Source organism: Paenibacillus sp. 32352, assembly GCF_002042965.1.
Taxonomy (GTDB): Bacteria; Bacillota; Bacilli; order Paenibacillales; family NBRC-103111; genus Paenibacillus_S; species Paenibacillus_S vulneris.
Genome location: NZ_MZNT01000010.1, coordinates 231,764 through 253,853 on the forward strand (window position 1 = coordinate 231,764; position 22,090 = coordinate 253,853).

The window sequence follows — 22,090 nt, forward strand, 5'->3', positions numbered from 1 at the left end:
GGAGACCGCAGTCTCCTCTAGTTGCGACTAGCTTCCAGCTAGTTATTTATTGCTCTTTTTGATCTCTTCCATCTTCGCTTTCGCGGTGGAGATCGTCTTATCCAAATCCTGCTTGCCTGTCAAATAGAGCTCAACCTGCGATAAGAATTCTTTTTCCTGCTGAAGCGAGTAAGTAGGAGGGATGACCAGCTTCGTCGCCTTATTAACCTTCAGCGTGTTCAAGAGCGATTCTTTATCGATCAGCGAAGCTACCTCCGGCTTGCCGGTTTTTAGAATCGCATCAACATTTTGCGCGATATCCGCTTTTTTCCAGCCTGAGAAAAACAGGCCTTGGATACCAATGCCTTCGGTCGTATACCATCTGACGAAATCATACGCTTCCTGCTTATGCTTGGAGTTCGCCGCTACGCCCATGAAGTCCGCCCCAACCTCGGTATATCCATTCGGGTCCTTGGCGTCAGCCTTCGGATAAGGTGCAAAGACGGTTTTGAATTTGCCGTTCAGCGCAAGCTCGCCTACCATCCAGTTCCCGGTAGCAAGCATGGCCGATTTTCCGGCATAGAATACGTCACGGTAGTTCAGCTTTTGCGAGATGACGTCAAAGTAAGGTACCGAGGTTTTGTCGATGTTTTCCATCCGGTTGCGCAAATCCAGGGAGAAACGAACCTTTGGATTGTCGATGTTTTCCGAGCCGTCGTCTTTGACGATATACGGGTTATTCACGTCATTGTTTTGTGCGAGCTGCGCGTAGTCCTTCCAGTTATGGAAGTAGGAGCCGTACTGCTTGGACGGGCCGTCGCCCTTGGTCAGCTTTTTCGCATATTCAGCGTAATCATTCCACGTCCACTCGGTCGGTACCGGAAGCTTCGCTTCGTCAAGCTTATCCTTGTTCAGCATGACGAACCATTCAATCATTTTGCCCGGAAGCGCGTAATATTTGCCGTTAATAGCCGGATCAATCTTGTATTCTTCCTTGACGTTGACGTTGCCCTTCTTCAAATATTCGTCCAGCGGCTCCAAAATGCCCGCACCGACGCGCTGCGCAAAATCGGATGCGCTAGAATACATGATAACGTCCATCTGATCGCCGGAAGCAGCCAGCAGGTCGAGCTTTTTCATCCCTTCCTGGGAATCGCCTTTTTCAGACATACTTTCGTAGACGACCTTCACATTAGGATGCGTTTTATTGTACGCCTCCACTGTTTTATTCCAGTTGCCCTGTGCTTCGGTATACCAGCCCTGTACCTTGATGGTCACGGGCGCTTTGGCGGCATCCTTTCCTTTATCGCCTTCCGCCGCAGGTGCAGTCGCCTTCTCCTGACCGCCGCCGCAGCCGGCAAGCGCAGTTGTAGCCAGCAGTAATCCGCTAAGCGCTAGTAAAGATTTTTTCATATTGCGAACCCCTCCATTGTGGAATCTGTGTGATTGTAACCCTTTACATGACCGATCATATCAAATGCTCCCGGCTCCGTTGAGTCAATATTTTAACCAATTCAAGTCGTTTTTTGACCTGATGGGTACTATCCTTTGACTCCGCCCACGGCAATTCCCTCGATAACCTGCTTTTGCCCGAAGATAAAGATGATCAAGAGCGGCACAATCGCCGATACCGTACCTGCCATAATGAGAGAGTACAGATCCCCGTTCAGCGTGGCGAAGGAGCGTATTCCAACCTGAATCGTGAACAATTCCTTTGTTTTCAAAAAGATCAGCGGATTTTGATAATCATTCCACGTCCATATAAAGCGCAGAATCGCATAAGTGGCGATGGCCGGGCGAACGAGCGGCGTACATACGGAGAAGAAGATACGGAAATGGCCAGCGCCGTCGATTTTGGCCGATTCGATAAATTCATCGTGAACCCCCAGATAAAACTGGCGAAGCATGAACGTTCCAAGCACGCTGAATGATCCGAGCAAAATGAGACCCAAATGCGTATCATACAGGTTCAACGAACGCAGCAGCAGAAATTGCGGTACCAGGATCGCCTGATTCGGGATCATATAGATAGCCAGCACGATAAGAAACAGGACATGCCTGCCGCGAAATTTGATTTTGCTGAATGCATAAGCGGCCATGGACGATAACAGAACGGATATAGCTGTAGTTGTTACAGTAACCTTTATCGAGTTCCAATAATACAAAGGGAAGTTCGTTGTTGTCCATACGGTCGTATAATTTTCTATTGCATTCCAGTGCCGGGGGATCCACTCGATCGGGAACGTAAATACATCCAGCTCCGGCTTCATGGAAGAAGAGATCATCCAGAGAAAGGGTGACATGAACATCAATCCGAAGGCAAACATGAGTACCGTATAAATCGCTTTTTTAACCGTATTCCATTTATCCATTGCGTTTCCGTCCTTTTTCTATTAGTAATTGACCCATCTCCGCTGGCCGATCCATTGTATCCATGTCACCACGAGGACAAAAAACAGGAGAACAATAGCCATTGCGGATGCGTAACCGGACTGCAGGTTGATGAAGGCTGCCTCGTACAAGCGGTATACGACCACGGTAGTGGAATTCGCAGGTCCGCCATTCGTCAGCACAGCGATAATATCGAAAACTTTGAACGACCCGATAATGCCGGTTACCAACAGGAAAAACGTCGTTGGCGACAGCAGCGGGACTGTAATGCGGTAAAATTGCTTCCATTTGGAGGCGCCGTCGATATCGGCAGCTTCATACAAATCCTTCGGAATTGATTGCAAGCCCGCCAGGAAAATAATCATGTTATAGCCGATATTGACCCATACCATCAGCCCCATAACGCAGTACAGCGCAACGTCGGGATCGGCGATCCACTTGGGAGGATTGGCCACGCCGAAGGACATTAACATTTGGTTGATCGGACCGTAGCTTGGATGGAACAGCACCTGGAATACGATGGCAACGGCTACGATACTGGAAATGTACGGAATGAAATAAATGATTTTGAACAGGTCTTTGAAAAATACCTTCTTATCAATAATAACGGCGAGCAATAACGAGCAGATGAGCGTCACCGGCACGACAATGATGAGAATCAGATTGTTCTCAAGCGACATGATGAACACACTGTCCTTGAACAGCTTGATAAAATTATCGAAACCGACAAGCTTCATTTTGGAGAAGCCCGCAACGAAATTCCAGTTCGTGAAGCTGAGAAAAAACGAGGCAATAATCGGAAACAGTGTCAGTGTGAAAAGCCCGATGAGCATCGGACTGACGAAAGCGACCCCCGCCAAATCCTCCCGCCACTGCGTCGAACGTTTCCTCCTGCTATGGCTGACCGGCGGGCTCGAGGCGTATTGCGTATGTGTTTCGGTAGACATGAATTTCACCCCATGTAGTATTTTTCTATAGTCTACCTTGCAGGGACAGGGACCGTAAGCAACAAAATTAACTTGTTGAAGCAAAGATTTAACCACTCTGTCCAGATAGCTGAGGTAATTGAACCACACATTGGCTCCAACAAAAAAAACCACAGCGCGACCGTTAGTCGCGTTGTGGCAATGATTTATTTATTATACTTCTTGTATCATATTCTTTATCTTCCAAGTGGATAGTGACATCTATCCGGTTCTGGGTGCATCTTTTCCCGCCTTATCGTCTTCATTCTCTATCAGCCGACCACAATTTTAACGAATTTCCTTTTACCTGCCTGAATGATGTCGCCGCTATGAATCTCCACTTGTTCGCTAGGTTCAAGCAGCTTAATTCCATTTATTTTTACCGCCCCCTGAATAACATTACGTCTTGCCTCGCTGTTTGAGGAAGCAAGTCCGAGCGTAACAAGCAGCTTGGTAATTGAAATATTACCATCCTGGAGTTGATCTTTTCTCAAATACAATTCATCTATATTTTCAGGAATGGACCGCTTCTGAAATACTGTGATAAAATGCTGCTCCGCTTCGTCGGCTTCTTGGTCGCCGTGATACAAACGAACATATTCTCTAGCCAGTCGAACTTTAGCATCGCGAGGATGTATTTCCCCATCTTTCAACCCTTGCCGAAGCTTCAGAAGCTCCTCGTTTGTTATGCCTGTACTTAATTCAAAGTATTTAATCATGATATCGTCTGGGATTGACATGGTCTTACCAAACATTTCATTGGGTGAATCGTCTATTCCGATGTAGTTGCTAAGACTTTTGCTCATTTTCTGCACTCCATCGATTCCTTCCAGCAAAGGCATCAAGATGGCCACTTGGCTATCTTTAAAACCAAAAGCTCCTTGCAACGTTCTTCCCATCAAGATATTAAAGGTTTGGTCCGTACCGCCAATCTCAATATCGCTTTCAAGTGACAACGAATCGCACCCCTGCATGAGTGGATAAAAGAACTCGTGGATATGAATGGGCTGGTTATTGGAGTATCGCTTTGCAAAGTCATCGCGTTCTAACATTCGTGCAACAGTAACTTTAGCGGCTACCTGCAGTACTTCTTGAAAATTCATTTTTCCGAGCCACGATGAGTTAAAATGAAATTTGGTCTTTAGCGGATCAAGTATTTTATAGACTTGCTTTTCGTAGGTTGCTGCATTTCGTTTTACATCCTCCTCAGACAGCTGTTTTCTTGTCTCAGATTTCCCCGTAGGATCTCCGATTCTTCCAGTAAAATCACCTATAATCAGCTGCACTTCATGGCCTAGATCCTGGAATTGTCTCAGTTTGTGTAGTACTACGGTATGGCCAATATGTATATCCGGTGCTGATGGATCCAGCCCTAGCTTCACCTTAAGAGGCTTGCCTGTAAGGACTGAATTTGCAATTTTTTGTATCAGAGCATCCTCCGGTATGATTTCAACTGTTCCTCTTCGTATAATGCTCAGCTGTCGTTCGACCTCTTGTTTTTGTTCGTCAGAAAGATGATGGATTGTTTCCATCTATGTTCCTCCATTCCATGAATAAAATAAAAAGACAACCCTCAATATCCCGAAAAGGGACGAGAAGGCTGTCTCGCGGTACCACCCTAATTAAAGAAGCTGAATAAGCTTCTTTCACTTATTTAACATAACGGCATCAACATGCCGAGAAATGCTTACTCATGATTCCATCATTTTCACCATTCCAGCTCCGGATTGTAATTCAGAAAGATAACTGCACCGGTTCACACCATCCACCGGCTCTCTGTAGACATTCGTTCATCTTTCTTACTAGGTGTTCAACCATCCATCATTGCTTTATCTGCTATTCGATTTGTTACATTTAACCATATAGTGGCAATAATGTCAATCGTTATATTGATCCTTCCTACTTTGAAAATAACTCTAAAACGTCCAAGTTGTCTTTTACAGTAATGATCTTGTCTTTGTATTCACATGTCTCGATAAAATGGGGCAGCTTCACTAGATTGTATTCTTTGTTCCACTCGATAAGGTTCAGCGTACCCTCGAGAGTCTCACGCTTTTTGCTTATAACAGCCCCTGAGATACGTTCTTCATATCTCTTCCATATTCTTGCTTCTTGAACCGACAAAGGAGGCATAAGAACAACAATCTTATCCGCTGCTGAAAAGCTTGGGGCTACCCATGATCTGTAGGCCCCTTCTATGATCCACGAGTCTTGGGCGACCATATCTCTTAGCTTTTGATCCCGCTCCTCTGCCGAAGCTTTTACCCCATATACCTCCGCTTCATTATCCCAATAGATTTCGTCCAATTCGTAATACGGTATCTGGAGTTTTTGACCTAGCAATGCCGATATATAGGATTTGCCGCTTCCTGCACCGCCAATAATATGTATTTTTATCCCAATCCCCTCCTTTGTTGTGTGATATGATCATACCATAATTGGGTAATTATGGGTGTTCTTATATTTAATGTACAGAGCTCGTTTTAGACTTACTTGTTAATAAAAACGGCGGAAGCCTTGGACTGTGGGAGTCCAATGGGCGTGAGAAGGATTTTTTAACAAGAGTATAATTAACCCATATTTGTATAATATGATTAATCAATATATAGTATATAAATCGGTAAGAAGCAAAGGGAGGGATACATTTATGAGGTCTCGTTGTTTTTTCATCGGCTTTACTTATGGCTTTGTCTTCAGTTTTATTAGCAGCATCCTTATAGCGCTCTTTTCAAATTCTTTTGCTGGCGGAAGCTCGGTTAGTGGATGGTCCTGGTTTTTTAAAACAACATGGGTTCCCTTTTCAGTTACTTTTGGCGTTTCTGGCTATTTCTTGGCCTTTAAAAATGTAGGCAGAGCCAAGTTCTGGTTGATATGCGCCATAATCGGTTTTGTTAATGTATTGTATATGGGTACGATCGGGGCTATTTGGAGCAGTTCAATGATTAACGGTATGACAAGTGTGAATATTGCAGGCTATTTAACATGGGGTCCCGTTTATGCAGTACTGTCCTTACCATTATCCACTGTAGTGATTGGGGGACTTTTGAAAGGGCTACGTTCTATTTGGGAACGTAGGGGTATATTAGCGTAGTCTATGATTTATGTTTGAGGAAAGCCTTTTTAGATAAATCATTGAAGGCTATTTTGTGTCAATGGACAAAAGCTTAGACCGGGACTGAGGTTCATAAATGTGATATATACAAATTCCTATATTTTGTGGGAAGTATCGTTCACAGTCTAACAAACAGAAAGGCACTAATTTTCCACTTTTCTTGTTTTATCGAAGGGGGTTTAGTCGATAAAGAAAAAGAAAATGGACTTTAGAGCCTTTTCTGTGTTTCTGAACAGATTTTGCTTGTAGTCATGTACACAGAAGTGTGTGTTTTGTTGGCAGTCAACCCCCCACAAACCCACGCTTCATCGTGCCCCCCTTAATAGCTGCTTCTTTTCCTAGCTTGGTAATACATTCTTAAACTGCCTATCATGCTCATTACATTGGCCAGGGATAGTACAATAAGCCATATCATCAGAGATGACATGGTGGTCCATAATCCAAACCAAGGCACAACTCGCCCGGCACCGATCAATGTTGTCAATGGTGACAGAAACAATAGAAGGAAGATCGGGAACAGTCTTCCGACGGATAAAAGAATCAGCCTTACGGTAGTGATGCTCTTTCGGCTCCTGCGGATACGGGATTGTCTATACACGGCCCACAGAATCGTCGCAATCACCAGAAAAATCATAAACGCCTCCATGGTCCCGCTGCTAAAAGGAGAGGCTTCCGCTTGTTTGCCCTTCACAATCGCTGCGATGCCATCGATAAAAGCGTGATAATCGGTAAAAGCGTTTAAGCCGGAGTCAAACATCATCGTGATGCCCAGCTGCTCGTCCAAATATATGGTTTCTTCCGCTTTATAGGTCCAGAAAATTCCGCTATGGGAAATCGTCCTGGCCCCGTGTTCATCCTCTTCTGCGAGCCATCCCATTCCGTAAGGGCCGATCTGTCCGGCTGCGTGGTATTGCTTCAACAGCTCTGGGGAAAGAAGACGGCCGCTGTATTGAGCAAGCATCCATTTTGCCATATCTTCTGCAGTTGAAACCATACCGGCGGGGCCGTCAACAAACCATAAGGGCTCGGCTTGGCTTACAGGATAGCCGAATACAAGATAATGTCCCCGAGGAATGGCGGGATTCTCATTGATTTGTTGTGTCGTGCTGACGTTGAAGGTATGGTTCATTCCCAGAGGTTCAGATAGATGATTGTTCAAATAAGCGGAGAAGCTCTGACCGCTCACTTTCTCCACCAGAAGAGCCAAATATTGATAATTGGGGTTGTGGTAGCTGTAGGCAGTTCCAGGAGCATGGGCAAGCTTAACCGTATTCAGCGAATGCTTAATGTCTTGCAGCGACCGATAGGGATGGACATTCGTCATGTCCGGATTCACTTTGTCATTCAGACCGCTTGTTTGATTAAGCAAATGTCGCACCGTCATATCACGAACCTGTTCGTCACTTGGTGAAAGCTCGGGAAAATACGAGATGAACGGTGCATCAAGATCGATAAGTCCTTTATCCGCCAGCTGCAGGACAGCCAGTGCAGTAAAGGATTTACTCAATGAAGCAATGGGAAAAGAGGTATTGCCGGTGATCTCGCGGCCATCTGAAAATGTACCGTAACCTTGGGCATAGAACACCTCATCATTATTGGCTACGGCAAGAGCTGCACCCTGAATATGATTGGCTTTCATATTTTTTACGACGAAGTCGTTCATTTCTTGCTGTATTTCAGCTTTGTTTCGGATTTCCATTGCGGAGACAGGCTTAGTCAGGAATGACAGCACCAGCAATAAACAACTCAAGCATAGACCTATTTTCTTGTACGTAATGATCATAGTTACACTCCTTATCATTGATAAGGAAATGGTATGTGATAATTTTCAACTATTTATCAATTCCGCAAAGAAACTTGCTCTTACGACCCCGCCGCCATGGGAGCCGTTTTCGATATGCAGACCTCCTCCGTGCTTTTCACACAGTACTTTACAAATATAAAGTCCCAGTCCATGATGATCATTCGCATCCCATACTTCACCGCGGTAAAAAGGGAGCATGGCCTTCTGAAGCGCTTCGTCAGAGAAGCCGGGGCCGTCATCCATAACAGTTATCGTAAAAAAGCCCTTGCAAAGGCTATAATGAATGCTCACCTTACGCGAAGCATAACGCGCTGCATTAGCCACCAAATTCTCAAAAACCTGCATCACCAGATGGACATCCACAGCTATTTCGTTCGTATCCGCAGCCATAGAAGAGTCAAACATCTTATTGCATGGTTCGCTAATTTGTCTGGCGCTGCCATTCAGCAAGGATACCAAATGATCCATTTCAATCACACGGCTATGTACCGGCATATCCTCAAGCTTCTGAATGGAATTCATCGCCTCCGTGTAGCTTTCTAGACGCATAATATGGACTTTCATGGTTTGCAGCATGTCCAGAAGCTTGTCCTCGGGGATCTTATTTTGAGGCAGGTAGGTGGTCACGAATTCGGAATATCCTTTCAACACGGATAGGGGCGTCCTCAAGTCGTGGGCAAAAATAGCGTTAAGCTGCTTGCGTTCCTCAACGGACCGCCAAAGCGTTTTGTAATTGGTTTCCAATTGTCCGCGCATGGTTTCAAATACACGGCATAACTCCCCCATCTCATCCTTACCGTCATAGGAAATATGAAACCCTAAATCATTGGCCGACATTTTCTCCGAAGCGTTCATCAATAGCTCTAGCGGACGTTTCAGTTTGAATCTATAAAAGAGACTGGCCATTAGAACAATAGAGGCCGCAACAGTTAACAGCACTACCCCGACGAGGGATGGCAGTACCCAATCGTTCACGGCAGCATCATCGGCAAGCTGCATCCGTATGGTTTCCGCCCACTTAAACTCCAATACGATGACGGCCATATCGATAACAAGCATAAGCGTGCACAACATGATGAAGGATTGCAATAAGGTCATTCGCTTCAGCTGCAGCCAGCTCAGGATTTTCGCCATTTGTACCCTACTCCCCAGACGGTTTCTATCATGTTGTCGCAGCCATGCTCTTTCAATTTCATACGTATTCGCCTGATATGCTCGGCTATCACGGAGCTGTCGCCTTCGTCATTCAAACCCCATAGCTTTTCATAGATGCGTTCTTTATCAAACACCATACCGGGATAGGAAGAAAGCAGCTCAATGATATCGAATTCCTTTTTGGCAAAAGGAATTTTTTGGTCATGAAGGTACAGGGCTCGTGCCGAATAATCGATGACCAGCTCTTCACTAAACCTTATCGACATTTTATTGTGACTTCGCCTTTCCCTGCGTAAATGAGCTTCTACTCTCGCGCCAAGCTCCATAATGCTGAACGGCTTTAGAATATAATCGTCCCCTCCGGCCTGGAACCCTGCAATTTTATCCGCATCCTCCACTCGGGCCGTTAGAAATAAGATAGGACAGGATACAAAATGCCGGATTTTTCTGCACAATTCAAGACCGTCAAGCTCAGGCATATGGATATCGAGTAAAACAAGGTCCGGCTGATTTTCAATTTGCCGCAGCGCGTCATTGCCGTTCTTCGCCGTCATCACGAAATACCCGTTCATTTCAAAATAATCTTTCAGCAGCTTCCGAAGATCGGCCTCATCATCAATGATCAGAATCTTATTCATATCCCTTCCCTGCTTTCCCATTTCCAAATTATCTATAACCAGCATATCAAAAATCGTTGGGTATCCCAAGAGATGCTGCGGAAGCGCCGTGATCGCCAGAAAAAAACCGCCCGTTAAGAGGGCGGTCCATAAGCATTGCTCACTTCAATGTGGAATAAATGTTGTCCGTATACTTAGTAATAGCTTCATCGTAATCCGGATACTTATATCCGAGACTTTCCGATACTGCTTTGGAATATTTTCTGAATAACTCGTAACAAGTGAATAGTGACCTCCACATTTCTTGATATCGATTCCCGGAATAGGTTGACAGGAGGCTGTCCCAATCTTCCTTCGGAAGATACCGGTCTATAAATTTATAGTTCTTCCCCACGCTAAAAGTATAGCCATACTCCGATCCGATATGCCAAGCCATCATTCTCAACAAATTAGGCCGGGCTACCTCATGCAAATGATCAATGGCAAAAAGGATTTCCTTTCTCGCTAGCCCTTTTACTACGTAAGTGGATACCATCCAGAACTCATTGCAGCAATCATCAAATTCCCTTGCTGTCGGCCTTTTAATCCAATATTGACGGTCATCGGCGATTACTTCCTGCTGGATTCGATAATCCTTATCAAGCAAGACCTCAACCAAACCGTCGCTATTAGTCAAATAATCCTCCCATTCGTGGATTGGAATGAGGGTCAGGTCTACTTTATTCCCGTCTTCAAAATGAATTAAATAGGAAAACCAACTGCCCAGCTCTGATGGAAAAAGCTCCATATCCTCAGGCTTTTGCATCATGATACGATTCCCAAACCTATCGAGCCACCGATCATTCTCTTTGAAGGAATCCATCTCGGTTACAAAGTAAGAAATGTCATAATCTTGAAATGGATCAGGGGGAATATTTTTGTTGGTACGTGATCCTTCCAAAGTGACCAATCGAATTCTATCATCCTTCATAGCAAAATCCAAAAGCATTTTCATCATTTCCTGCTCACTTCTCATCTTGAATCAAACCTCCCCTATTTTTGGGTTCAAAATGTAAAAATGCGGGACGGCGGTCCACGAATTCGAAGGACATCAGATGTTCTCCATGGGAAACGTTATAATTTATCCAGCAGCATTTTCATAAGTCATATCCTCCCTCTTTCTATCAAAAAATGAACCATCCAGCCTAGCACATCGGCAAGTAAATGGTAAACACCGAGCCCTTGCCTGCCACGCTTTGCACCTCAATCTTTCCCCCGTGTGCAAGGATGTTTTGCCGCGCGATCGCAAGCCCGAGACCGGTCCCGCCGCTGGGACGAGGTCTGGGAACTTGCCTGAGCTGTATCCCTAATGCAGCCCTCATCATCTTGACTCAATGCTAATTGGGCAGGACATTCATACGGTGTTTCAAATAGAATTCGATAGCCGCACAATCGATGTTAATAAACTGAAGCGGATCGTTGTAGATCCGCTCGGCCAGTTCCTCTACTGTGATCCATCTCGCTTTTTGCGCATGGTCGCCTTCTTCGAGCAATTCGCCCTCAGCCTTACAAATAAAGTAATAACCAACCGAATCGATTCCTCCTTTAATCGTTTGATACGCAGCAAATGGCTTAACACATTCCACCACAATATCAGGATTGATTCCGTCCGTATCGATTCGCGTATCTTCCCCTTCAATCCAAGTGACATCCAAACCGGTTTCTTCTTTCACTTCCCGGCGTAATGCGGTTAACAACGGCTCAAACTTTTCCACCCTGCCTCCCGGCAGCTCCAGCTGTTTCGGTTCATTCGGCTTATTTCGTGTCTGGATTAGAATTTCGGTTTTTCCATCGCGTTCACGCTCGACTATGGCACGGGTGTTCACATAAAACAACAACATTCACTCCTTTTCTCGAGAAAAAACAGTTGGTTTTTCTGATATTTTCCTACGTAATCTAATAGTAAATAAATTCCAAACGAAAATATAGACTTTTTCTCACGTTTTACTCATAATCCTTCGCAGAATCTATTTCACCGGAACCCGTAATATCTAGAATCGCCTGAAACAGATTGGGAGGATATTCGGCAATCCGATGACATAGGTACAAATACCACTCATGACCATAGGTCAAATAAATACGCACAGGATAGCCTGCCTGTTTCAGTTGGCTGCTCAAATCCGGCCGAATGCCGTATAGCATCTCGAACTCAACCCCCGGCTCATGAAGCCATTCCCGCAGCATGATCTCCTTTATGACAGCCTCGTCATGGGTTGCAATCGACACGCGGTGGCCTTGGCGTACAGCCTGCTCTACAAGCAGCAAATATCGCTCGTTGAGAGCGGACGAACGCGGGATCGAGAGCTGTTCCGGCTCCTGGTACGCCCCCTTCACGATACGGACCCGGCCAGGGATAGACTGCAGCCCGATCAAGTCCTGAGGCGTCCGGTTCAATTGCGCCTGAAGCGTGATGCCGATATTGCCATGAACGGCCGCCGCCTTTTCATAAATCTGCAGGATCGAATCGGTCTTGCCCGATTCCTCCATGCTTATAAACAGTTCGATGCCGGCCTGTTGAGCTTGTGAGGCTAATGTCACCAGCTGCTTATACGCTAGCTCGCTGTCTATAGACAAGCCAATGTGGGAAAGATCGAACGATACACGAGCCGGCAGCTTCCGCTCCTCCAATGATTGAATGAGCCGCGACAGCTCGAGTGCTGCCGCTTCGCAGGCTTGAACATCTGCTGTATTTTCACCGATATATTCGAGCGAGACGGCATATCCTTTTTCCATCAGCCGTTGTCCGGCCTCCAGCCCCTCCTCCCGCTTCTCCCCAGCTACATACTTTGCTGCCGCACGCTGCAGCAGCCAGTAAATAGCCGGCGTTTTCTCGACGTAAGACTTCAAATCGTGTCGGCGGGCAATGGATTTCATCGCTTCGGCAAACTGTTGTTCCAAATTCGTCGTTGTCATTTACTAGACACTCCCTCGTCTTGTTATACAGAAATAGTGTACAGACAAGACAGAAGGGCGGATTGTAAAAAATTGCGCCGATCTAGGACGACACCGCATAGGCTTGGGGTGTCGTACCTACGATTTTGGCAAAAGCCTTTCCAAAATGGCTCTGGTCATAAAAGCCGGTATCCGCGGCAATATCGGCAATGGGCCGTCCATGTTTCAATTCCCGCTTGGCGTGATTGATACGCAGCAGATTTTGGTATGCATGCGGTGGCAGGTGAGTGCTTTTCTTAAACAAGCGAATAAGATGATACCGGCTGACCCCGGCTGCGCGTTCCAGCATTTCAAGCGTAATTTTATCCGTATAATGCGCTTGAATATATTCCTTGGCCCGGTTGACGTATTTCTGCTCCAGCATGCCGCAGGATTCGTGTGTCAGATCGGAAGCGTGCTTGTCTAATAATGCGCACACCAGCTCGATTAACGCCGCTTCGATCTCGAGCGGAGAAGCCCTTCGGCTCATTGTCTCCACCACGCGATTAAGCAGCTTGCTGCAAATTTCATTCTTCCCGGCTTCTAGCAGGAACGGGAACTGAAGAAGATCCGCGTCAGGCAGCTCCAGAGCAGCGAACCATTCCGGTTTTATAAACAGCATCTTGTATTTCCATGTCGTATCATCCGCCGGATGGCAGGCGTGCAGCATGTGGGGCGGAAAGCTGATCATTCTCCCTGTCTCTACAAGCCGCAAGACGCCGTCACACCATGCCTGCGTTTCTCCTTCATCAATGAGACCAATGGAATACTCCTCGTGAAAATGCTTCTGATACGCCAGATCGCTCCTGCGGCATTGCTTCGCTTCCACAAAAGGCAGCGCCTCATCCCGGTAAAAAATCACATCCGTCATATACAACCTCCGAATTGAAATGACCCTTAAAGCGGGGCTCTTGGCTCATGCATCTTTTATCCTAATATACTATCATAATGGCTGCTTCCAGTAAGCTTCATATTCAATTATGATAAGAAAAATGAAGGCAAAATGAAAATAACGGCGGACTAGGACTGGAAAACGTCTTAGCCTGCCGTTGTTTTATAAATCAGATTCCTGACATCAAACGGGATAGTACAATTGCAAAACCATGCTGCGCCTCTTATAATCCATATACTTTGAATTCATAGCAGGACGCGCTTCCCCCGGTGTAGCTAGATCCCGTTACGGTAATCCGGATATATCTATACGTTGCGTTAAAAGTATCTGTCGTCAAGCCTTGCGTCGTATTATTCGTCCTGTCCAGAATGGTCGTATACGTTACATCGTCATTGCTGCCTTCAATCTTGTACTTATAGTATCTAGGATAAGTCGAGCTGTTGTACCAGTAGCTTTCGAGCCTGGTTAGATTCATGCTGCTGCCGAGGTCTACCTTCCACCATTGCGGATAAGTGTTCGTGACGGCCGCCCATCGGGTCGAGCTCGTATTCCCGTCATTGGCGTTGCTTGCGTCATTTCCTGTTTGTACCGAGCTTGCCGTTACGGTCTTGCCTTGGGATACAATGCCAGTTGGAGTCGTCGCACTCACCGGCGAGCTCCATGAGCTCGACCCCTGGCTGTTTTTGGCCCTAACCTGGTAGGAGTGGGTTGAGCCGGCTGCAAGTCCTGTATGGGCATAAGGGCTGTTTACGTTACTTACCGTCACGCCGTCAACCAAAAGGTCATAGCCTGCTGCCCCTGTAGAGCCGTTCCAGCTGACGTTGATCTGAGACGCGCCTGTTGCTGCCGCGGTCAAACCGGTTGGCACTGACGGCAGATTGGGATTCGAGGCCGCCGGGGTAATCGTCATAACCTGAGGATTGTTCGCGCCGAACTTAATGCTCTGCAGAGCAGCTTGACCTGAGGAGAACTCAACACCCAGAGCGCTTGCTCTGTTCACCAGCCGATATTTGGTAATTCTGCTTAAGCTTGTGTTCGTTGCTGCGGCAATCGTTGATGAAGAAGAGGAAGGAGTAAGGTAGGCCGGAGCAGCATTCCCGACAGGCAAAAGATACCATTGATCACTGCCGCTCGCAGCTCCGTTACCGCCATTAGCGCTCGGATTCGCATTGGCATCTGCCGCTCCTGTAACCACGGATGCTCCCAGAGCCCGCGTTGCTGCTGGCGTCGCTCCGAACACCTTAAGCACCTTTCCGGTAGCTGCATTCTGGATCCGGTAAAAACCGCTAGGTTTGGTAGAATCGAATTCATCGGGGACAGGGACGAACAGCCACTGATCCGCTGTACCGTCCTTAAGCGCAGCTCCGCCAATGGAAATCGTATAGGCTGCAGACGGCGAAATAGCGGCTCCATTGGCATCCTTCGGCGGATTGTAAGCCGAATAGGAAGTTTGTCCGGCACCCGGGTCGGCCGTGGAATAATTGATTTGTTTGCCGGACAGATCAGAGATCGTCCTGAAGGAATAACCGCTAACTTGCTGATTCGTCAGACTGCCCGTATCGATTTGGGACAAATAGCTGCCTACGGTCGCCGGCAGTTTACCTACAACCTTGAAGGTGTCCGGCGCTCCTAAATCATCGGTCTCGTACACGTATCCATCATAGCCGACGGAGCGATATTTGCCGCTGTAGGCATTGTAGGAAAAGGCATTTTCGTATTGCGTATTGACCGGAACAAACAGTCTTTGGGTTGCTGTATTTTTAAATATCGGGGTACCTCCGCCAGGTTTAACGGATGCCAAATACCCGGTTGAATTGTTTTCTTGCTTGATCCAAACCTGACTGTTATCGATATACACGGTTATCGTAGCATCCAGCGCCGGGTCGGAATAAGAAACCGACGGAACGCTAGTACCGCTAGCATTTTTTATCGTACCGTTGACCGTGTTCGCCGTATACGTACTGCCCGCAGCGTCCTTGAAGGTAAAGTCCCCGCTGCCCGGAATTTTCTCATAGCTGATGCTTAAAGCGGAGCCGTCCATTCCTGTGCCGGTCAAAGTAAGACTATCCGTCGCGGGCGTATAGTTAACCGTGAGATTATGATCGCTCCCGGCGCCCATTGGACTGCCGATCCATCCCGCATAGCCCTTCAGCGCAGACCGGGTCCATGTCCCGTTATACCATACATCCCATGAGCCTTCGGCCATCCTGGCGCTGATCGGCGAGCGGGCGAGGCTGAACCAGGTAAGGATGTTGGAATAGCCCGGTTTCCAGTTGATGTGATTGTTGTAAAGCACATAGAAATATCCGTTGACATTGTCAACAAAAAAACGGGTGCCGGCGACGCCATAAGACCAAGTCGAACCCGGAAAATTACTTGCGGTAGCCGCTTCATTAGCGTCGTTCCACGGTGATGTGGCAACCTGTCCAATCAGCTTCCAGGTAGCTCCCTTATCTGTAGAGTAAGTGGCCAGAATACGGTTGTTATGGACACCTGTGGCAATTCTTTCATTGTTTGTCGGGCTGCCCGCCGCAAACGGATTAAATTGATATTCATCGTTGGTCAAAGCATACCAGTACCCTGTGTCCGGATCAATCCAGACGCCGATTCCATCGTTGTGATCATCCTGATAAGGCGTTGGAATGCCGTAGGTTTGGTCGATCTTGTAATTGATGGTCCCTGGCCTGTTCCAGTATGAATTATAAGTGGTGGCATTGCCCCAGTTAGTATTCAATGTGCCTAAATCCGTATTGGTATTGTACTTGATCCAGGAGCCTCCGCTATCCGACTGCTCATAGTTGGAAACCGAATACATCCAATGAAAATCTCCGTCCTGGTCAACGAACGCAGAGCCGGCTATATCCGCCTTGCCTGAAGTGAGACTGGGAACAGCCGTATGTTGCACATAGGTCGGGAATGTTTCCGTCCCGGCATAAGCAGCGGGTCCCCCTCCCAATGCTTGAACCATCAGAAGTGCCGGAATTCCCATTCGAGCTGCCAGCTTCACGGATTTATTCATGCGCATGCTATTACCTCCTGATATAGGATTTGGGATAACCCTTGGCTTCCTTCCGTTCCACTCTCGGTGTCTGCTTTAATGCCACCTCCTTGATGTGCAAGTTCTTCTGGTTGTCCGGGTTGTTCTGTTTTTAAAAGCTCACGGATGAAACCGGATATTCCCCGGCGCTTTGAAGCTCCACATCCCCCCTTTCCATGTCTCCAATTACAAGTAAGTGTAATTTTTATTAATCACCATCACGTTCACTCTCCACGGGAAGCCCTCACATGCTCGGAATCGGAAGGTCACGTACCCGTCCTTTTTCTGAATGAGCGGAATGATATCCGTCGCGTATTCGCCAGCCTTCAGAACTTTTTCCGTCCTCCATAGCCATTGCCCCGGGATTTCAAGTACTGTACAAGACGGTGCCGCTGCGTCCCCGGACACAATCAGCAGATCGTACGTTCCCTTCGGCAGCTCGATGATCAATGCCGCTTCCTCCATCCCGCCGACGAAATCCCGGCGAAGCAAGTCCGGCTCTCCCTGGTCTATCGCCGTGACCTTATCTGCGCTCTCCCAGCCTATTCCGCTGCGAGGCGTAAAGACGGTATCCGGCGTCAATTTGCGAAACGTTTGACCGAGTACCCCCTCCACATGAACCTGGCGGGGTAACGCCCTGTTATAGTCTTTGGCCAGAGACTCCGGCTCGACTCCGAAATCGAGCCGATAGGCAGCCAGCCTCGACTCCCGATGATTTCCGGCATAATAGTCGAACGTGAAATGGTCGAGCAGCCGGTAGTGATGGGTGTCCCGGTCTTTGCCGAGAAACACTCTCCGCTGCGTGTGGGCTTCGTGAACTCGCGGACGGCAGCCTCTATCGTCGGTATTCTCAGTCACCTTCATAACCCAAGCTGTCCAATCGGATGGGAATGCATCGGCCTGTGAATAGATGATGTACTGGCCGCCTTGTACTGTATCGAAATGCAGATGCCCGTCTGTATGGACATGATCCACTACCATCCTCTTCGTCCCGGCAGCCTTTGCGACGACGATGTTCTCCTCCTTGGCGAACGGGCTGCGAAGCCTAACGCTGCCGCCTGCCCGGCTTCGAATGACAATCCAGGCTGTTCGGCCGTCCTGCATCCTGGCGCTGACTTCGAACCCGCCTACGGCAAGCAGTCCCCGGAACTCGCAATCGCTCCATTTCCCGTAATGGCGCGTTCTCTCTCCGGCATGGTGATCGTACAAGCCAACTGTCCGCTCCGGCTCAATCTCTCCTTTCGGAACCGCCGGAAACACCTCGATCACGCCGTCGTAGCTTTGCAGCAGCATTTCGTTCACGGCGGCGACGATCTCACCGGAAGCCTCCATCATGTGCGGATGGTACAGCGGCTCATTCGTAATGTTGCAGTAATTCATCCACCGCTCCGTCTCTTCCGCGAACAATCCGTTGCATCGAAGCGACAGGTCGATACCCTGCTCATACAGCAGCCGCAGCGCCGTATCTCCCTTACCCAGCCGGGAGGCGGCACAGGACAGCCAGCCGAACTGGAACATGCCGAATTCCGTTTGCTCCTCGGCATAGCGAAGCGTGTTTGCCGCCCTCTGCCGGAGAGTGGCTTCACTGTGCCGATTGAGTTCTCCGATCGGATAAATCGGCATCAACAGCGACGGATGCCTCAGATGGAGGTCGACCGGCGCCCATTCGGAATCGCGCAGCACATCGCCGTAACGTGCGGACACCCCGCATGGGTATGGGGCGAGCCGGCTTACGATCTCCTTCCATCGGTTCCGATCCTCCTCAGCCTCGCCAAGCCGTTCGTTCGCCTCTGCGGCGATTTGAAGCAAATACTTGACCGATGCCAGCGTGCACGTCGAGTTTCGCGTCAGCGGCCCCTGCTCCGGTGAAATATCCGGATACACCTCATACAGCCCTTTGCCGGCATCATACTGCAAATATCCTTCGAAGAACCGCGCAATCCGCTGCAGCAGCGGATACGCCTTCTCCCGCAAAAAGTCCTCATCCATGCCGAACCGGTAATAATCCCACACAAACTGCGCACACCACGGCCAAATACTGAAATACAGCGCGTGCGGGTAATCCCCGGCGATGCCGTCCAGTCCGTAAAATTGCGCCGCCATCCTCTCGGCTTGATGGGCGTAGGAAAGCAGCCCTTCGTTGAAAACTTCTGCAATCTCCAGATGATTCGCTGTATACAACGGCCAGAAGGCCGCCTGAATGTTGACGTCCCAGTACCACATGCTGCCCCATTTGGCCGGCTGCTTGATGTCCCACAAGCCGTTGAGTCCGCAGGCTTGCTCGGGCATCAAGCCCTCCTTGCCGCTGCTGCAGGCGATGGCATACAGATTGATATGCCATAAATCCTGAAGCAGCTTGTCGGGCAGCGTCACAGATGAACGCTGCCAAAAGCTTCGCCAATGCTCCCGATGATGCGCTGTTATATCCGCAACCTGATCGGCGGACATATGCAGCCTCTGCAAAGCGGTATGCAGCAGGTCGTCCGTCTGCTGCTCCGTCACCACCGTCGTAAGGAGCGTCAGGCATTCCCCCGCATCGCGGAGCCGTATGCGGGCGCCATCGTAAGGCCCCTCCATACTCCCCTTCGCTCCGACCAGCTTCGTCATGACGATGAACGAAAACGGGCGATGCCGCTCCTTGTCCTCCCCATCAGGGTAAAAGGAGCCTATATAGTAAAATATTGACTCATCAAACTGATGATAAGTCACACCCATATCCACATAGCGTCTTGCCGGGACTGTCAAAACGATCGAGTCTAATAAGGAGCCGGACGTCTGCCTGATTTCCGTCACGACATAATCCCCGCTCTGGGCCACAATCGTATTCGCGTCAAGCCTTCGGCCTTCCTTCTCGATGTGCAGGTGCACCGCCGCCCTCTCTACATCGAGCTGCAAGGAGTATGAATCCGGCTCCTCCAACTCCATGGACGGATGCAAATGGAGCTCCCCCGTCGGATAATGGGAAGTACCACCGGGCGGCTTGCCGTATTTTCGGTACATGCTGTTGTCAGACAAGGCGTCGCCATACAGATACATCGGTTCCTTATCCGGATTGCGGTACATTTCCTCCGCTCTCTGCTTGAGCTCGTCGAAGGTACGGCCGTACTGCTGGCTAAAATCGGGGACTTCCTCCTGCAAATACTTCTTGCTGTATCGATGGAGCTTACGGTAATACACCTCATAATGATTGAGCGCGATCGTAAGCCGCTGCTCCTCGAAATAGAGCATGCCGCCAAAATGCCCGTTGCCGAGAGGCAAAGCCTCGTTCCACCCGCTCGGCGCATTGTCGAACGTAACCGTTGTCACACTAGGTTCCTCCTACCCTTTGATCGCCCCGATCATGACGCCTTTCACGAAATACTTTTGCAGGAACGGATACAAACAAATGATCGGCAGCGTCGAAACGATGATCGTCGCGTATTTGATCGTTTCCCCGATAGCATATTTATCGTCGCTGGCCGAACCGGTCATCATCGAATCGGTGCTGTTGGCGATCAAGATATCGCGAAGCACGAGCTGCAGCGGGTACTTCTCGCTATTCCGCAAATAAACGAGCGCGCTGAAATAAGAGTTCCAGTGGCCCACCGCATACCACAAAATCATCACGGCGATGACGGGCATCGACAGCGGAATGACGATGCGGAATAAAATCGTCCAATCACCGGCGCCGTCCATTCGAGCCGACTCCTCCAGACTGACCGGAACGCCCTGGAACGAGGTTCGCATAATGATCATGTTGAACGTGTTGATGGCACCGGGAATCAGAAGCGCCCACATCGTGTTCATCATCCCGAGCTGATTGACCAGCAAATAACTCGGAATTAAACCTCCGTTAAAGACCATCGTTACAACGATGAAGAACATGAGAATATGCTTGAAGTACAAGCCCGGCCTGGACAGCACATAGGCGCCGATCGCCGTCATAACAAGGTTGATGGCCGTTCCTATGACCACATATAGCAGCGTGTTTTCATAGCCCTTGATGATCATCGGGTTGCTGAACACCGCTTTATAAGCCCCAAGATCGAAGCCTGCCGGACCCAGCAGCAGCCCGCGATTTTGCAAAAAAGACGTCGCTTCGCTGAATGAGGCGAATAACACGTATAAGAACGGATAGAGCGTAACGATGCACAGACCGAGCATCAGGAGCGTGTTCAAATAGCCGAAGGCTCGTTCCCCCGCAGTTGGTTTCATATGCGTTCTCCTTACCAAAGTTTGTTCTCGCTGAGCCGCTTGGTGACGCTGTTGGCCGCCACGATCAGAATGAAGCTGACGACCGAGTTGAACAGACCGACGGCTGCGGTAAAGCTGTAGCTCGCCTCCAGCACCCCTTTGCGGTACACATACGTCGATATGACATCCGCCGTCGAGTATGTGAGGGGGTTATAGAGCAGCAGCACCTTTTCACTGCCGACCGACAGCATGTTGCCCATCTGCAAAATAAACAAGATGGCAATCGTCGGCATAATGCCGGGAATCGTCACATGCAGCGTCTGCTTCCAGCGTCCCGCACCGTCCATCCGTGCCGCTTCATATAGGGTCGGGTCAATGGCGGCGATAGCGGCCAGATAAATAATCGAGCCCCAGCCAACGCCCTGCCAAATGCCGGAAGACACGAATAGAAACCGGAACCAGCCGGCTTCCTTCAGAAAGTCGACCGGCTCGATGCCGAAGGTGCCAAGAATTTGGTTAATAAGGCCGGTGCGGCTTAGAAAATCAATCATCATCCCGGCCACCACAACGATCGATATGAAGTGGGGCAAATAGGAGACCGTTTGCACGAACCGCTTAAATACGCTGTTGCGGATTTCATTCAGCAGCAGAGCCAGCACAATCGCCGCCGGAAAGCCGAACAGCAGCTCATAGATGTTGATCAGAATCGTGTTCTTGATCAACCGGCCGAAGTAGATTCCATTGAAGAAGCTTTCAAAATGTTTAAAGCCGACCCATGGGCTTCCCCATATTCCTTTTGCCGGCTGGAAGTCCTTGAAGGCGATTTGCAGACCGTACATCGGCCCATAATGAAATATGACATAGTAAGCGATGACGGGAAGCGCCATCAAATAGATGGTCCAATGCCGCCTCCAATCGGCGCGTATCGTTTGCAGTGCAGTCGGGCTGCCGGAGCTTCTCGACATCGTTTGTCCCTACCTTTCTATCCGGGGATG

18 protein-coding genes and 1 other annotated feature are annotated in these 22,090 nt (G+C 48.7%); of the genes, 1 reads left to right on the forward strand and 17 read right to left on the reverse strand.

Annotated elements, in window-relative coordinates:
• Positions 1 to 42: 42 nt before the first annotated feature.
• The 5 genes from B1728_RS23060 to B1728_RS23080 all read right to left on the reverse strand — a co-directional run bounded on the left by B1728_RS23060 (position 43) and on the right by B1728_RS23080 (position 5,642).
• Positions 43 to 1,392 (reverse strand): ABC transporter substrate-binding protein, encoded by a 1,350-nt coding sequence (locus tag B1728_RS23060; protein ID WP_079912757.1) that lies wholly within the window; start codon positions 1,390 to 1,392, stop codon positions 43 to 45.
• Between the two features lie 128 nt (positions 1,393 to 1,520).
• Entirely contained in the window at positions 1,521 to 2,351 is an 831-nt protein-coding gene (locus B1728_RS23065) for a carbohydrate ABC transporter permease (protein WP_079912758.1), read from the reverse strand.
• 21 nt (positions 2,352 to 2,372) lie between these two features.
• Positions 2,373 to 3,317 carry a carbohydrate ABC transporter permease gene (locus B1728_RS23070; RefSeq protein ID WP_079912759.1) on the reverse strand — a complete coding sequence of 315 codons (945 nt, stop codon included), beginning with the start codon at positions 3,315 to 3,317 and terminating at the stop codon, positions 2,373 to 2,375.
• 290 nt (positions 3,318 to 3,607) lie between these two features.
• Entirely contained in the window at positions 3,608 to 4,867 is a 1,260-nt protein-coding gene (tyrS, locus tag B1728_RS23075) for a tyrosine--tRNA ligase (protein WP_079912760.1), read from the reverse strand.
• 52 nt (positions 4,868 to 4,919) lie between these two features.
• Positions 4,920 to 5,169, reverse strand: a binding site (T-box leader).
• A gap of 65 nt (positions 5,170 to 5,234) precedes the next feature.
• On the reverse strand, positions 5,235 to 5,642 hold the full coding sequence (locus tag B1728_RS23080) for a P-loop NTPase family protein (RefSeq protein WP_144027968.1): 408 nt from the start codon (positions 5,640 to 5,642) through the stop codon (positions 5,235 to 5,237).
• Between the two features lie 340 nt (positions 5,643 to 5,982).
• Between B1728_RS23080 and B1728_RS23085 the strand changes: the two genes are divergently transcribed.
• Positions 5,983 to 6,426: a hypothetical protein gene (locus B1728_RS23085; RefSeq protein WP_079912762.1), complete on the forward strand. Its 444-nt coding sequence runs from the start codon at positions 5,983 to 5,985 to the stop codon at positions 6,424 to 6,426.
• A 340-nt stretch (positions 6,427 to 6,766) separates the two neighbouring features.
• On the opposite strand, the gene B1728_RS23090 is transcribed toward B1728_RS23085, so the two are convergent.
• The 12 genes from B1728_RS23090 to B1728_RS23145 form a co-directional block, all read right to left on the reverse strand.
• On the reverse strand, positions 6,767 to 8,230 hold the full coding sequence (locus B1728_RS23090) for a serine hydrolase domain-containing protein (protein WP_079912763.1): 1,464 nt from the start codon (positions 8,228 to 8,230) through the stop codon (positions 6,767 to 6,769).
• 45 nt (positions 8,231 to 8,275) lie between these two features.
• Positions 8,276 to 9,385, reverse strand: a complete 1,110-nt coding sequence (locus B1728_RS23095; protein ID WP_079912764.1) for a HAMP domain-containing sensor histidine kinase — start codon at positions 9,383 to 9,385, stop codon at positions 8,276 to 8,278.
• Positions 9,370 to 10,044, reverse strand: a complete 675-nt coding sequence (locus tag B1728_RS23100) for a response regulator transcription factor (protein ID WP_079912860.1) — start codon at positions 10,042 to 10,044, stop codon at positions 9,370 to 9,372. The genes B1728_RS23095 and B1728_RS23100 overlap by 16 nt, the downstream gene beginning before the upstream one ends.
• A gap of 139 nt (positions 10,045 to 10,183) precedes the next feature.
• Positions 10,184 to 11,038 carry an aminoglycoside 6-adenylyltransferase gene (ant(6), locus tag B1728_RS23105; RefSeq protein ID WP_079912765.1) on the reverse strand — a complete coding sequence of 285 codons (855 nt, stop codon included), beginning with the start codon at positions 11,036 to 11,038 and terminating at the stop codon, positions 10,184 to 10,186.
• A gap of 169 nt (positions 11,039 to 11,207) precedes the next feature.
• Entirely contained in the window at positions 11,208 to 11,387 is a 180-nt protein-coding gene (locus tag B1728_RS23110; RefSeq protein WP_079912766.1) for an ATP-binding protein, read from the reverse strand.
• A 12-nt stretch (positions 11,388 to 11,399) separates the two neighbouring features.
• Positions 11,400 to 11,888, reverse strand: a complete 489-nt coding sequence (locus tag B1728_RS23115) for an NUDIX hydrolase (RefSeq protein WP_256865475.1) — start codon at positions 11,886 to 11,888, stop codon at positions 11,400 to 11,402.
• 118 nt (positions 11,889 to 12,006) lie between these two features.
• Entirely contained in the window at positions 12,007 to 12,975 is a 969-nt protein-coding gene (locus tag B1728_RS23120; protein WP_079912768.1) for a proline dehydrogenase family protein, read from the reverse strand.
• 82 nt (positions 12,976 to 13,057) lie between these two features.
• Positions 13,058 to 13,864: an AraC family transcriptional regulator gene (locus B1728_RS23125; protein ID WP_079912769.1), complete on the reverse strand. Its 807-nt coding sequence runs from the start codon at positions 13,862 to 13,864 to the stop codon at positions 13,058 to 13,060.
• Between the two features lie 244 nt (positions 13,865 to 14,108).
• Positions 14,109 to 16,910 carry a discoidin domain-containing protein gene (locus B1728_RS23130; protein WP_079912770.1) on the reverse strand — a complete coding sequence of 934 codons (2,802 nt, stop codon included), beginning with the start codon at positions 16,908 to 16,910 and terminating at the stop codon, positions 14,109 to 14,111.
• A gap of 198 nt (positions 16,911 to 17,108) precedes the next feature.
• Entirely contained in the window at positions 17,109 to 20,228 is a 3,120-nt protein-coding gene (locus tag B1728_RS23135; RefSeq protein WP_079912771.1) for a glycosyl hydrolase family 95 catalytic domain-containing protein, read from the reverse strand.
• Positions 20,229 to 20,240: 12 nt separating this feature from the next.
• Positions 20,241 to 21,116 carry a carbohydrate ABC transporter permease gene (locus B1728_RS23140; RefSeq protein ID WP_079912772.1) on the reverse strand — a complete coding sequence of 292 codons (876 nt, stop codon included), beginning with the start codon at positions 21,114 to 21,116 and terminating at the stop codon, positions 20,241 to 20,243.
• Between the two features lie 11 nt (positions 21,117 to 21,127).
• A complete protein-coding gene (locus B1728_RS23145; protein WP_079912773.1) occupies positions 21,128 to 22,060 on the reverse strand; it encodes an ABC transporter permease in 933 nt (310 codons plus the stop codon).
• Between the last annotated feature and the right edge of the window lie 30 nt (positions 22,061 to 22,090).